Origin of the sequence: Ancylomarina salipaludis (assembly GCF_004122035.1) — a bacterium.
GTDB classification, from domain to species: domain Bacteria; phylum Bacteroidota; class Bacteroidia; order Bacteroidales; family Marinifilaceae; genus Ancylomarina; species Ancylomarina salipaludis.
In genome coordinates this window covers 105,698-119,904 of record NZ_SAXA01000002.1, presented here as the reverse complement: position 1 = coordinate 119,904, position 14,207 = coordinate 105,698, and the positions used below count along the sequence as shown (strand labels likewise).

The following is a 14,207-nucleotide window of genomic DNA, read 5'->3' as shown; positions in this document are numbered from 1 at the left end:
TATAATATCTAGGGTTTTCAGAATGTTAATCTATTTCTTTTTTACAACCAAATCGGTATTCAAACCACATTCAGTTTTTTTCATACCAAACCACCGGCTACCTCTGTCATCACCCATCATCATTTTCCGTGTACAGGGTTCGCAACCAATACTATCGTAACCTTGTGCTTCCAGTGGATGACGTGGTAAATTCCATTCCTTAAGATACTGATAAATATCTTTTTTACTCCAATCGAGCATCGGATGAAATCGAATCACATCATGCGGGGCTTCCTGCTCAACTTCCATTGCTTTACGCACAGCTGACTGATCAGCTCTCACCCCATTAATCCAAACATCATTGTCGGCCAAAACACCATCGAGTGGCTGAACTTTGTTGATATGGCAGCAATGATCGGGATCTGAGGTAAAGAGAAAATTCCCCTTGGCATCCTTCTGCAAGGACTTTGGAACATCTGATTTGGTATCAATAATGTTCAAGCCAAATTCTTTGGCTAACTGATCCTTATAAGCAATTGTTTCGGGAAACAAAAAACCCGTATTGATAAAATAAATCGGTATTTCTTTATCGATACGACTTATAATATGAAGCAAAACAATACTGTGAGTTTGAAATGAAGAACTTGCAAACATGCGCTTGCCTTCACTTTTATATTGTTCAAGTTTTTTCTTTATATTTTCAAAATCCATTCTCTGTATTTTTTCTTTACTTAGAGGATAAAGGTACTACAAATTAGTTTAATTTGACGGCTAAAACGCCGATATCAAGCCCAACTCCTTCTCTCAGGACAGGTCACAAGTTTATGATTTATCAAACTTAATAATGCCGATTAATCTACTTAACAACACCATGTCTCATCAATCGGGTTCGTTTCAAACTTCTGCGTCGAAATTGAAATAAACCATGAATAACAACTAAAAGCAAAGGGAATAAGAAATTGAAATACTTAATAAACAATACTTTTGAATCCGTTAATTCTTTCAAAGGACGGGATTGAACGCCCTTAGTTCTTAAACTCATTAAGCCCGAATCGTCACTCAGCCAATCAATTGCATTTGCAACAAAATTAATGTTATCAGGCTGAATGGTAATCTTCTGATCACCAACGCCGTTGACAATAAAGTTTCCATCACCTATAACACAAAGCCGGGCTTCCTGATCACTAACAATGTGACCATGAAGTGCTGCTGCAACTGTTTGTCTGGGATATAAGAAATCACTTGGACGCCAAATCTGACCAATATTGAAACTCACAGGCGCTTTCAGTTTTCCAGACATATCCGATGTCCAGGCCAACTCATGATAAACCAAACTAGAATCGCCCACATATTTCAGCGGACTGGCAAATTGTAAAATCATAGCTTCAATACCATCGGTAACACTATGATCAGAAAACTCTGTAATAAGGGGTAAATAAGGAAAATTGTATTGCTGAGGATAAGAAAAATAACTTTTTTCCTGAACAGTTACCGTACTGCACTTTTTGTCAACAATAAAAGCATCTTCAACTAAAATACCTTTTTCCTCGAGCCAGGTTTCAAGATTCGTATTTACACCCACACCAATCCCATGATTTAAAATGCCATTAACTCGATCGATACCAACAAAAATACCGCCTCCGGTAGCCAGATAATTATCTAAACGCCTAAATTCTCTCGATTTTATTTCTTCAAAAGGGGATAATATCATGATAGCCTTGTATTCACTCAAATCCATACGCGTATTCAGATCTATCGTTTTAAGATCGTATAAAACTGAAAGCTCCTTGGTCATTTGGTTGAGTGTAGACAGTACAGGTTCTCCATGTCCAACAATATAACCGATCTTTGGTTTATTTTGAATAGTTAATCGCTTTATAAGAGTTGACAAATTGTATTCCATCGCAATTCCAGGCTGAATCAAAGGTATTGTTTCAGATTTATCACCAACTTGAATAACCAGGCCTAAAAAGACCTTTTGAACTTTCACCTGATCCTTCTCTCTCACTTCCAAAGGCACTGGGTGAATCCCAACTTCAATGGCCTTCATTTCCAGTTCTTCGTTTGAATTTGGATTCACTTCCTCTATCTCAATACGCCTCTTACTGTGCGCATTATATTCTGTAAGCAGATGTTTAAAATCCCGTATAGTCCTGCTGATATCCGGAGGTAAATCCTCAGATACATACATTGTAATAATAATAGGATCCTTTACTTCACTCAAGATTCGCTTTGTTACTTTATCAAGCGTATAACGCTTGTCAGCAGTAAAATCAACACGGAAGAAAAAATATGACGATAGAATGTTTAAAACAATTAAACATGACAGAACAAAAATCAGACGGGTAACAACGTTATCTTTAAATTTCATCTATAAATTCAATTAAGCTTTCAAATTGCGAGACACCAATATTTCTCTGGATGCATACAAACCAAAAATGATCATCGAAAAGAAATAAATGAAATCCTGAAGATCAAAAATCCCTCTTGATATGGATTCAAAATGTGTATACATACTCAAAGAACTAAAAATACTTCCAGCCAATCCCACACTTGAACTGGCTACCGTTTCAAAAATTTGATGAAAGAAAATACCAATAAACAAAGTACTCAAAAGTGCAATAATAGGACTCTCAGTTATACTCGAACAAAAGATTCCCAAAGCGATATAACACATGCTCATCATCAACAATCCCAAATACCCCAAAATAATAGCAGGATGATCAACTGAACCTATTGACCACAAACTCAGGTAATAGATGATACTGGGGGCAAGAGCCATTGATATAAGCACAAAAGTTGATGTAAATTTACCTAGAATCAGTTGCCAGTAACTAATAGGCTTAGTCAGCAATAGTTCCAGCGTTCCACCTCGCAATTCTCCGGTTAAAGATCTCATTGTAAGGGATGGAATAAAAAAGAAAAGTGACCAATACGCAACCTTAAAAAAGATGCTTAGGTTTGCTTCACCTATGAAGAAAATATCATCACCATAAATCCAAGTGAAAAATCCACTAAACCCCAGAAACATGATGATTAAAACATAGCCCATCAGCGAGTCAAAAAAACCAGCCAACTCACGCTTTGCTATTTGAATAATTTGATTCATATTAAAGCTTCGATTTAAATTTAAAACTTATGAAATAAAAACTAATGAGTGGTTAGTTTTCTGAATATATCTTCGAGTTTTGTTTCAATTGGCGTTAACTCCGTAATGTAAAACTTGTTTGCGACACAGGTGTCAAAAATTGCTTTTATCGATGACATATCCGGATAAGACTGAACTTCAAAAAGTTGATTCTCAAAATCAATAAAATCAACCGTCTCGACACTGTCAATATCCATAATTTTTTCGAAAATATCATTGATTTCACCACCAGAGACTCCCAGTTTTAAAATCTCATTACCTTGTGCCTGCTTTCTCATTTCTTCAGCAGTTCCATCCACAACAACCCGTCCGTTATTAATTATCAAGATCCGATCACAGGTAGCTTCCACCTCAGCTAAAATATGGGAACTCAGAATAACAGTTTTCTCTTTACCAATTCGCCTAATTAACTCACGGATTTCAACAATTTGATTGGGATCCAAACCTGTTGTAGGCTCATCGAGGATTAATATATCAGGATCATGAATTAAAGCCTGTGCCAAACCAACCCGCTGCTGATAGCCTTTTGAAAGTTCCCGAATCAACTTGTGTTTTTCACCTTCCAGCCCACAAACTTTTACCATATCGAGCAATCGTTCTTGAATGAGATGCTTCGGAATTTCGTGAATCTTGGCTATAAACTCAAGAAAATCGATAATATTCATATCCTGATACAAGGGATTATTCTCAGGCAAATAACCAATATGTTTCTTGATCTTTTCGGGATGCTCATGAATGGAATAACCTCCTATTTTAACATCACCTTCCTCAGGCGAAATAAAACACGAAAGGACTTTCATTGTAGTTGTTTTTCCAGCACCATTGGGACCTAAAAATCCCAGAACTTCGCCAGCTTTCACTCTAAATGATATGTTATCAACCGCTTTTTGGGGGCCGTAACGTTTAGTAAGATGTTCAACAACAATATCCATAAAAAGTACAAATGATTTTAACAAAAATAAAAAATTACCCTCCTCATCAATATTTAAACGCCTCGTTTTAACATAGATTAACGGTAAATTTTCTCTTTTAATGTTTAAAATAACAAAATGACGCACGAAAAGTATGCAAGATAAGCAATTCATAAAAACTAAAGCTCTTGTCCTGAATTTTAGTGCTATTTTTGCAAACAATTAAATCAACACAAATCAGAATGATTAAGGCTGTAATTTTCGATATGGATGGGTTATTGATTGATTCAGAACCCTTTTGGCGCATGAGTCAAAAGAATTTATTCTCAAAACGGGGTATAAACCTAAATGAAAATGATTTTGAAAGCTTCATGGGGAAACGAATCGACGAAGTTGTAGCTATTATATATTCAAGATTCCCGAATCAAGATAAAACACAAGAAGAAACCGCCGAAGAAATTGTGAATGGTGTTATTGAACTTGTATTGGAAAGGGGCCTTGCCTTATCCGGAGTGAAAAAGACCCTGGAGGACTTAAAAAAACAGAATTATAAAATTGGATTGGCATCTTCTTCCAATCTAAGAATAATTAAGGCCGTATTGAAAAAGCTTGATATTGAATCCTATTTTGAGGTTGTACACTCGGCTCAATTTGAAGAATATGGCAAACCTCACCCACAGATTTTTATTACCACAGCTAAAATGTTGGGCGTCCCTCCATCTGAATGTTTGGTATTGGAAGATTCTTTTCATGGTGTGATTGCAGCCCTTGCTGCAAATATGAAATGTGTTGCTATACCAGATACAAAAGCCAATAATTTAGCCCGATTTGTGATAGCCGATCAGGTTCTAAAAAGCATGAGTGATTTTGACATCTCAAGTTTGAATCATTAAGACTAATCAACCTATTTCAGAACGAAACAAATCCATAAAAAAAGAGCACCAGATTTCTCAAGTGCTCTTTTCTGTGATTGTGATTCAGTTAAAAAACCTTTTTATTAAAGCTGCTTTAATAAATTAGCCATTTCAATTGCAGATACAGCTGCTTCGAAACCTTTGTTTCCAGCCTTTGTTCCTGCACGCTCAATTGCTTGCTCAATACTATCAGTTGTTAACACGCCAAAAATGACAGGAACTTCCTGATCTAATGAAACACTAGCAACACCTTTGGTTACCTCACCCGAAACATATTCGAAATGTGGTGTCGAACCTTTGATTACCGCTCCTAAACAGATTACGGCATCGTATTTTCCAGACTTAGCCATACGCTTAGCAACCAATGGAATTTCGAATGCTCCTGGTACCCAAGCCAGATCAACATCGTCTTCAGAAGCACCGTGACGCTTAATCGCATCAATCGCACCTTCTAAAAGTTTTCCTCCAATAAATTCGTTAAAACGTCCAGCAACAATACCAAACTTTAAACCTTTTGCAATTAAATTTCCTTCAATTGTATTCATCTTCTTAAGATTTGAAATATATGTCTACTTATTTTATTTATTTACTTGATTCCATTTAACATCCTGATGTAAGATGTGTCCCATCTTTTCCATCTTGGTATGCATATAAAATTCATTCTTTTCGTGGCAAGTCATTTCGATTTCTTCACGCCCCACAACTTCGAGGTTATAACCTTTCAGACCCGCAATCTTTAACGGATTATTCGTCATCAATCTCAGCTTTTTGATACCCAAATCTGATAAAATAGCTGCTCCAATACCATAATCACGTAAATCAGCTTTAAAACCCAAAGCCAGATTTGCTTCAACTGTATCCAAGCCTTCATCCTGCAATTGATACGCCTTCAATTTATTGATCAAACCAATTCCACGACCTTCCTGACGCATGTACAATAAAACACCTTGGCCTTCCTCTTCGATACGACGTAAGGCTTCCTGTAACTGATCGCCACAATCGCAACGCATCGATCCAAACGCGTCTCCGGTTAAACATTCAGAATGAACCCGAACTAAAACTTCAGAATCACCATTCACCTCACCTTTTACAAGAGCAACATGATGCTCACCCGTAATTTTATTTACATAGCCATGAGCTCTAAACTCACCATGCTTGGTCGGCATTGCTGTTTCTGTAATTTTCTCAATCATCGACTCTGTCTGACGACGATATTCAATCAAATCCGCAATGGTAATCATCTTCAGATTATGCTTCTTGATATACTCGCGCAACTGAGGCACACGAGCCATAGTCCCGTCATCATTCATGATTTCACAAATAACACCTGCAGGATACAAACCAGCCATTCGGGCTAAATCAACAGCCGCTTCGGTATGACCGGCACGAACCAACACCCCATTTTTACGAGCAACCAAAGGAAAGATATGTCCCGGACGAGTGAAATCGTCAGCCTTAGCTTTAGGATCAACAACCAACTGAATGGTATGCGCTCTTTCGTGAGCCGAAATACCTGTTGTACAATCAGCAGCATCAATACTTACCGTAAAAGCAGTTTGCTTTGCGTCAGTATTCTTTTGAACCATCATATCAATATTCAGCTCATCTAAACGCTCCTGAATAATTGGCATACAAATTAAACCTCCAGCTTGACGAGCCATAAAGTTAATTGCCTCCGGCGTTACCATTTCGGCAGCCATCAACAAATCACCTTCATTTTCACGATCCTCATCATCAACCACTACAATCATTTTCCCAGCTTTGATATCTTCAATCGCTTCTTCAATTGTATTAAATTTCATCTCTGTATAGTGTTATTTCTGTATTGTTATTTGACTATATATTTTTGAATAGCCATTTTAAAGACTATCTGATATTTTTTTTGGCTATAGAAATCCATTTTCCTTTAAAAAATCCATGCTGACCTTACTTTCACGCTTGGGTTCCTCCTTATGAAACATGAATTTCTCAATGTATTTTGCTGTCATATCACATTCGAGATTGACTAAACTTCCAATTTTCTTTGAAACCAAAGTGGTGTCATCCTGAGTTAAGGGAATAATTGAAACTTTAAACAGCTTCTCGTCCACATAAGCAACAGTCAAACTAATCCCGTCAATAGCTATTGAACCTTTTTCAATCACATATTTCAGAATATTTTTTGGTGCTGAAATACTCACCCAAATAGCATTATCATCTTTTTGTTGAGAGACAATCTCTCCTACGCCATCGATATGACCACTGACCATATGACCACCCATTCTGTCACCAACACGAAGTGCTCTCTCTAAATTCACACGGCTCCCCGCTTTCTGCATATGAAAATTAGAACGATTCATCGTCTCAGGCATTACATCTGCTGAAAAACCATTCGAATCAAAATCAACAACCGTCAAACAAATGCCGTTGGTTGCGATGCTGTCACCTAATTTCACATCATCCATGATTTTATTTGCGGCAACCGTCAAACGAATTGAATTACCACCCTTTTTCATGGCTTTAATATGTCCTATTTCCTCTATCAGTCCTGTAAACATTCTCTCTTGTATTTACCTTTATACCTTAATAGACAACTTCTCCAATCACTAAAATGTCATCGGCTATATTTTCAAAGTGAATATTCTGCAAATTCACTGCATCCTTCATCAGTTCAATACCTTCACCACCAACTGGAGTTTTAGCAGCATGCCCACCAATTATTTTAGGCGCGATATAAGCATGCACCTCATCCACAATTTGGGCTTCCAGTGCTGCATAATTAAGCGTGGCTCCACCTTCCAAAAGAATTCCGTCAATTCCTTTCTCACCTAATTTTAACATGAGGTCGTTTAAATCGACACGCCCATTTTTTTCACCAATGAATAAGACTTCATTCCCCAAAGCCTCAATTTGTGATATTTTTGCTGTGTCTGCTTTTGAACTTACAGCAACAATGGTTTTTGCCTCATCAGGCGTGTTTAATATTTTCGATTCCAAAGGAATTCTGGCTTGACTATCCACCACAATTCGAATTGGATTTCTTCCTTTTTTATTACCAGCCAAACGAGTCGTTAAAATTGGGTCATCAGCAATTACCGTATTAAGCCCAACCATAATCGCCATCAATTCATTCCTCAACTCATGTACCTTGGCTCTTGATTGCTCATTGGATACCCAACGCGAATCACCTGTTCGACTGGCAATTTTCCCATCAAGAGTCATCGCTGTTTTCATAATAACATAAGGCAATTTGCTTTGAATGTACTTTAGAAAAACACGATTCATCTGACTCAGTTCAGCGCTTAAGAAATCAGACTCAACTTCTATTCCAGCATCCTGCAGCAACCTGACACCTCTCCCCGAAACCAAAGGATTCGGATCCAACATCCCAATAACGACACGTGCAATTTTATTATCAACAATTGCCTGAGCACAAGGTGGGGTTTTCCCGTAATGAGAACAGGGCTCCAAAGTAACATACATAGTCGCTCCTTCAACGGATTCTTTTGCAGAACGAAACGCATTCACCTCGGCATGAGGTCCACCAAAAACTTCGTGATAACCTTCGCCTATGATTTTATTATCTTTCACAATCACTGCACCAACCAAAGGATTGGGATTTACGCCACCACATCCTTTCTTTGCCAAATTATAGGCCAGCTGCATGTATTTATAATCCTGATCTGTTCTCAAAATAAAATCTGCTTTAAGCAAAAACAACAAAAGCCCCGAATAGTCATTACTATTCAGGGCTTAATAATATTATCAACCAATGAGACTAATCCCAATGGAAACATCAATCAAATTAATGCATGTTTTCTTCTCCCATCCAGACTTTACTGTCGGTACTGGAATCACACCAGTTCAATCTTTCGATTCGCGGACTATCACCGCCGGTCGGGAATTTCACCCTGCCCTGAAGAAACAATAAATATGTTGAAGCGACTTTTAAAGCTTGCTTCGATGCAAATATATATCTAATTGATTAGATTTCACAATAGAATAATAAATTTGATTTTAATCTTTAAAACATCTGTCTAAAATATACCGACAATTCCTTTTTTATCTTTTTAACAGAAGCATAGGAGGGCAAATCAAACAGATGTACTATATTCGTGTTCAAAATCAAAATTAACTCTAAATTCTCACTCAGTGACTGATCGCATAGTTATAATTCCAACCTACAACGAAAAAGAAAATATTGAAGCCATCATAAGGAAAGTTTTCTCACTGGATATTGACTTTGAAATTCTAATTGTAGAAGATAATTCTCCCGATGGAACCGCTGATATTGTGAAGGGTTTACAGAAAGAATTCTCTCAACTTCATATACTTGAACGTAAAGGTAAACTCGGATTGGGAACAGCCTATATTGATGGGTTTAAATGGTGTTTAGCTCGTCATTACAACTATGTTTTTGAAATGGATGCTGATTTCTCACACAACCCCGAAGATCTGATTCGTTTGCATGATGCCTGTGCCAATCAGGGAGGTGACTTAGCTATTGGGTCTCGTTACGTTTCGGGTGTGAATGTAGTGAATTGGCCAATGGGAAGAGTACTAATGTCTTATTTCGCTTCAAAATATGTGAGATTTGTAACTGGCATGAAAGTACACGATGCAACAGCCGGTTTTATTTGTTATACCCGAAAAGTATTAGAAACGATCGAACTCAATAAAATTCGCTTCATTGGTTATGCTTTCCAAATCGAAATGAAATTTACCACTTGGAAATATGGTTTCAACATTATCGAAGTACCTATTATTTTCACTGACCGAACTGAAGGGACATCAAAAATGAGCGGTGGTATCTTCAACGAAGCCGTATGGGGGGTTATCAAAATGAAACTTCGAAGCTACTTTAGAAAATACAATCGAGCTTAAAAACTGACTTGAATAATTTTTCAACATAATATCACACTCCTCATGAAGTCTTATTTCTTTTGAGGAGTTTTTCTTGCACACCCCTTTTAAGCTTAAGGCTCAATCAAAAATTCTTATAATAGTGATTTAAAGCTTGAAATTCCTTAATTTGCATATTATTAAATCTACACTATAAACAACCAAAATGATAACTCAACTCATTAAAAATGCCCTGATTGTAAATGAGGGACAAAAATTTACGGGTAGTGTTCTAATTAAAGATGGACTGATTCACGAAATCTTTACGGGATGCCCTGAAAATATAGAATCCGATTGGAAAGTGATTGATGCCACAGGCAAACTCTTAATTCCTGGTGTCATCGACGATCAGGTTCATTTCCGTGATCCGGGTATGCCACAAAAAGGTGATTTATTTACTGAATCAAGAGCAGCTGTTGCGGGAGGAACAACCTCATTTATGGATATGCCTAATGTAAAACCACAAACGCTGACTCAGGAACTACTTGAAGAGCGCTATAAGTTAGGTGCAGAAAAATCGCTTGCAAACTATTCTTTTTATATGGGAGCTTCAAATACCAATTTGGAGGAAGTGATTAAAACCAATCCGAAGAATGTTTGTGGAATCAAGATTTTTATGGGCTCATCAACAGGTAATATGCTGGTTGACGATATTGATACCCTATCGCAAATCTTCGAAAAAGCACCCTTGCTAATCGCAACTCATTGTGAGGATACCCCAACTATTGATGCGAATTTGGAAACTTATCGTGAAAAATATGGCGATGATATTCCTATGGATTACCATGGTGAAATTCGCTCAGCTGAGGCCTGTTATAAATCTTCATCAAAAGCCATAGAGTTGGCTAAAAAATATAATACCCGACTTCATATTCTTCACCTGTCGAGTGGAATGGAGATGGAATTGTTCGACAATAAATTACCGGCAAAAGACAAACGAATTACCTCGGAAGTTTGTGTACATCACCTAAGATTCAATGATTCGGATTATGCCCAAAGAAAAGCCAGAATTCGTTGGAATCCGGCTATCAAAACGGAGTCCGATCAAAATAAGCTTTGGGAAGCTTTGCTTGACGATCGACTGGATGTTATTGCAACCGATCATGCCCCACATACTGTTGAAGAAAAAGACGGTAATTACATGCAAGCTGCAGGTGGCGGTCCTTTGGTTCAACACTCATTGGTCACCATGTTGGAATTCGCCCACAAAGGAAAGATTAGTCTTGAAAAAGTTATTGAAAAAATGTGTCATGCACCGGCAGATGTTTTTCAGGTTGAAAAAAGAGGCTATATCCGTAAAGGTTATTTTGCCGATTTAGTCCTGCTTTCAGAAGAAGAATGGACAGTTAATAAAGAAAACATCCTTTACAAATGTGCCTGGTCACCTTTCGAAGGCGATCGTTTCCATTATAAAGTCGATCAAACCTTTGTCAATGGTCAACTTGTTTATAACCAAGGACAAATTGACGAAAGTGTACGAGGCGAACGATTAACTTTCAACAGATAATAAATACACAAGATATTGGCGACAACGATTCATTCTGATTATTGTCGCCAGTGTTTTCTTTATACCATTGCATCAAAACCCATATTGTTATCATGAAAAAAGCAAGCTTATCGTTACTTATGGCACTGTTTGCTTCACTCGTTTTATCATCTTGTGAGTCATCTGGCAGCCAAAGTATAAATAACCCGACTGTAATCCACGGCCAAAGCATTGCAAAACCGATTACTTACGAAGTGCTTATCAAAAATCCGGATAGCGATGATGAATGGCAAACTGAATGTCTGGCGAATACCGACATAAAGTTGATGGCGAAAGATATTATTCATGCCGTAACGACAGGCAGACTGAAAGCCTATGATTATTTCGACAATCACCTTCTCACTAGGGATGAAATAAAAGCCATTCTAAAGAAAAATGGCAACCAGAATAATATTGGTAATATTCAGTTTCGAGAAGAATGGTACTGGGATAATAAGACCTTACACCTTCAGAAAAAAATTAAATCACTCATGTTTGGCTACGAAATTTGTGGCGAAAACAATAAAGTTAGAGGATATAGAGCTAGTTTTGTGGTGAATTTAGGGGATGCAAACTAATCGTAGTCCTCAGATCTTAAGAACAACAGAAGAATCAAAGCTAAGATGAGCAAAGAACAACTAAGAGTCCTATTTATAGATTCCACACACCCGCGATTACTTGAAATGCTGGAAGAGGCTGGTTTCGATTGCCAATACACCCCCGAATTGAACAAAGACGAAATGCTAGCTATTTTCGATCAATTTGATGGTTTTATCATTCGAAGCAAATTCAAATTAACCAAAGCTGAGCTTGATAAAGCAACACGTCTGAAATTTATCGGTCGTGTAGGTGCCGGTCTTGAGAATATTGATGTGCCTTATGCCGAAAGCAAAGGAATAACCTGCTTTAATGCCCCCGAAGGAAATCGTGATGCTGTTGGCGAACACGCACTTGGCATGCTGCTTTGCTTATTCAACAATTTATGCCGATGCAATAAGGAAGTGGGCATGGGTTTGTGGCGAAGAGAAGAAAACCGTGGCTTGGAAATCAAGGGCAAAACGGTCGGTATTATTGGCTATGGCAATATGGGTAGTGCTTTTGCACAACGCTTAAAAGGATTTGATTGCAAGGTGATTGCCTACGACAAATACAAATTCAATTATTCCGATGAATTTTGTGAAGAAAAACAATTACAAGATCTTTTCGACACCTGTGATATTTTAAGTCTGCATATCCCTCAAACTGAAGAAACCATGTTTATGGTGAATGATGATTTCCTAGGCAAGTTCAAGAAACCTTTTTTCCTAATTAACACGGCCCGAGGTAAAATTGTCAGAATATCCGATTTGGTGAAACATCTTAAAACGGGTCAGGTTCGTGGAGCATGTCTTGATGTGTTGGAATACGAAAAAACTTCGTTCGAAGATCTTCATGCCAACGAACTGCCCGATGATTTTAAATATCTGATTGATGCCGATAATGTACTTCTCAGTCCTCATGTTGGTGGTTGGACACATGAATCCAACATCAAACTGTCCGAAGTAACAGCTCAAAAAATTATCAACCAGTTCGCCTAATCATAACAAAGCACCCTCTTCAGGGTGCTTCATACTTACTACATACTCAATATTAATTCCGAATTAAACTTCTTCAGGCACAACAACCTGATTTAATTTTTCTTTAATATTGTCTCCTTTGTTCGTATTATCGGTATTGGGTTTGGTTTTACGAACTTGTTTTATGATGTGGCTAAATTTATAACCATCACACTTTTGTTGATCGGCTTTCATCAATAATCGTCCTGTTTCTGAAAGATCTTTCAAGAAGCACCACAAAAGCGTATACTCGGTCATATTATCAACTACCAGTTGTTTCTTCTCTCTTATCTTCTCTTCCTGAATAAGATTAAGCTTATAGGCTTTTTGAGTCATCTCAATAAGTTCAGCGCCCAATTCTTCAGTATAGCCCCGCTCCTTAAGTGCGCTCAAATTATTGGCAATGTTTTGCTCAACAACCTTCACCTTCGTGCACACTCCTTCGATATTTCTTTTCCGGATCTCTTTTTTTGCTTGCATCACACCAAAATCTGAAGCCTTTATACTTAGAGAGGTCCCTGCTCGCTTTGCATAGGCAGCGATCAAATCGAGAATGGGAATGATCTCATCAACGCAATTGTATAAGTCTGCAGTCTTTTTCTTAATCTCTGCCCTTAATGTCGCAGCCTGAGTCATACCCAAAACCTTTTGAATCTGATTCTCAACGATCATTAAGAATTCACCCTTATACTCCGGAGAAAATTTTTCAAAAGCACTCCGGTCACGTACAAACATTTGCAAGAGTAACTCCCCCACTACAGGCAATTCTTCTTGTCTAAATTTATAAAATGATACCCCCATTTATAATATTTGGTTTTGATTATACTGTTTCAAATAAATCAATAATATTAAATAATCACCTCTGCCTATTTAATCATCCTATTTTCAAAAGATTAATATACGCCTAAAATCGAACTCAATGGCCACACTCAGACCGAAACAAAGATCCGACAGCCCTTTAACCAAGTCCGATCACTATTATACTATGTCCGATTAGTATTTTTCATCATCCCAAGTCAAACTAACTAACTCCTATAATGATTTAAATTCATCAGACTATTGTTTTAATTAGTACGATGATGTTTTAACAGCCTCCGACTATAGTTTTCAACCCTCCAATACTAATCTTTCATCCTCATCTTTCATTCCCGAAGGCTACAACAAGCATGCTTTTCTCTCACTTTAACAGCAGCTTTATTCTGACAAAAATCTTTTCGTTTCGGATTTGCAAAACTTAATGTCAGATGATCTTAT

Annotated in this window: 14 protein-coding genes and 1 riboswitch; of the genes, 5 read left to right on the top strand and 9 right to left on the bottom strand. The window is 37.5% G+C overall.

Annotated features, from left to right (window positions below):
- Positions 1-30: 30 nt before the first annotated feature.
- The 4 genes from EO244_RS02720 to EO244_RS02705 form a co-directional block, all read right to left on the bottom strand.
- Entirely contained in the window at positions 31-690 is a 660-nt protein-coding gene (locus EO244_RS02720; RefSeq protein ID WP_129252704.1) for a phosphoadenylyl-sulfate reductase, read from the bottom strand.
- A gap of 145 nt (positions 691-835) precedes the next feature.
- A complete protein-coding gene (locus tag EO244_RS02715) occupies positions 836-2,350 on the bottom strand; it encodes a GldG family protein (RefSeq protein ID WP_129252702.1) in 1,515 nt (504 codons plus the stop codon).
- 12 nt (positions 2,351-2,362) lie between these two features.
- Positions 2,363-3,088 (bottom strand): ABC transporter permease subunit, encoded by a 726-nt coding sequence (locus tag EO244_RS02710; protein WP_129252700.1) that lies wholly within the window; start codon positions 3,086-3,088, stop codon positions 2,363-2,365.
- Between the two features lie 41 nt (positions 3,089-3,129).
- Positions 3,130-4,059, bottom strand: a complete 930-nt coding sequence (locus EO244_RS02705; RefSeq protein ID WP_129252698.1) for an ATP-binding cassette domain-containing protein — start codon at positions 4,057-4,059, stop codon at positions 3,130-3,132.
- A 221-nt stretch (positions 4,060-4,280) separates the two neighbouring features.
- Here EO244_RS02705 and hxpB point away from each other — a divergent pair, with 221 nt between their 5' ends.
- On the top strand, positions 4,281-4,931 hold the full coding sequence (gene hxpB, locus EO244_RS02700; RefSeq protein ID WP_129252696.1) for a hexitol phosphatase HxpB: 651 nt from the start codon (positions 4,281-4,283) through the stop codon (positions 4,929-4,931).
- Between the two features lie 104 nt (positions 4,932-5,035).
- Here the strand turns inward: hxpB and ribH are convergent, their stop codons facing one another.
- The 4 genes from ribH to ribD all read right to left on the bottom strand — a co-directional run bounded on the left by ribH (position 5,036) and on the right by ribD (position 8,624).
- On the bottom strand, positions 5,036-5,497 hold the full coding sequence (ribH, locus tag EO244_RS02695; RefSeq protein WP_129252694.1) for a 6,7-dimethyl-8-ribityllumazine synthase: 462 nt from the start codon (positions 5,495-5,497) through the stop codon (positions 5,036-5,038).
- A gap of 33 nt (positions 5,498-5,530) precedes the next feature.
- Positions 5,531-6,754, bottom strand: a complete 1,224-nt coding sequence (locus EO244_RS02690) for a bifunctional 3,4-dihydroxy-2-butanone-4-phosphate synthase/GTP cyclohydrolase II (protein ID WP_129252692.1) — start codon at positions 6,752-6,754, stop codon at positions 5,531-5,533.
- Positions 6,755-6,838: 84 nt separating this feature from the next.
- Entirely contained in the window at positions 6,839-7,489 is a 651-nt protein-coding gene (locus EO244_RS02685; RefSeq protein ID WP_129252690.1) for a riboflavin synthase, read from the bottom strand.
- A gap of 25 nt (positions 7,490-7,514) precedes the next feature.
- Positions 7,515-8,624: a bifunctional diaminohydroxyphosphoribosylaminopyrimidine deaminase/5-amino-6-(5-phosphoribosylamino)uracil reductase RibD gene (gene ribD, locus EO244_RS02680; protein WP_206734462.1), complete on the bottom strand. Its 1,110-nt coding sequence runs from the start codon at positions 8,622-8,624 to the stop codon at positions 7,515-7,517.
- A 120-nt stretch (positions 8,625-8,744) separates the two neighbouring features.
- Positions 8,745-8,859: riboswitch (FMN riboswitch) on the bottom strand.
- Positions 8,860-9,083: 224 nt separating this feature from the next.
- On the opposite strand from ribD, the gene EO244_RS02675 reads away from it, so the two are divergent.
- The 4 genes from EO244_RS02675 (at position 9,084) to EO244_RS02660 (ending at position 12,935) form a co-directional block, all read left to right on the top strand.
- Positions 9,084-9,815: a polyprenol monophosphomannose synthase gene (locus tag EO244_RS02675; RefSeq protein WP_129252688.1), complete on the top strand. Its 732-nt coding sequence runs from the start codon at positions 9,084-9,086 to the stop codon at positions 9,813-9,815.
- Between the two features lie 184 nt (positions 9,816-9,999).
- Positions 10,000-11,340, top strand: a complete 1,341-nt coding sequence (locus tag EO244_RS02670; protein WP_129252686.1) for a dihydroorotase — start codon at positions 10,000-10,002, stop codon at positions 11,338-11,340.
- Between the two features lie 92 nt (positions 11,341-11,432).
- A complete protein-coding gene (locus EO244_RS02665; protein WP_129252684.1) occupies positions 11,433-11,936 on the top strand; it encodes a hypothetical protein in 504 nt (167 codons plus the stop codon).
- Between the two features lie 45 nt (positions 11,937-11,981).
- Positions 11,982-12,935, top strand: a complete 954-nt coding sequence (locus tag EO244_RS02660; RefSeq protein ID WP_129252682.1) for a 2-hydroxyacid dehydrogenase — start codon at positions 11,982-11,984, stop codon at positions 12,933-12,935.
- A 63-nt stretch (positions 12,936-12,998) separates the two neighbouring features.
- Here EO244_RS02660 and EO244_RS02655 read toward each other — a convergent pair whose 3' ends face one another.
- The gene (locus tag EO244_RS02655) at positions 12,999-13,754 is read right to left on the bottom strand and encodes a hypothetical protein (RefSeq protein WP_129252680.1); all 756 of its coding nucleotides are present in this window, start codon (positions 13,752-13,754) and stop codon (positions 12,999-13,001) included.
- Positions 13,755-14,207: the final 453 nt, after the last annotated feature.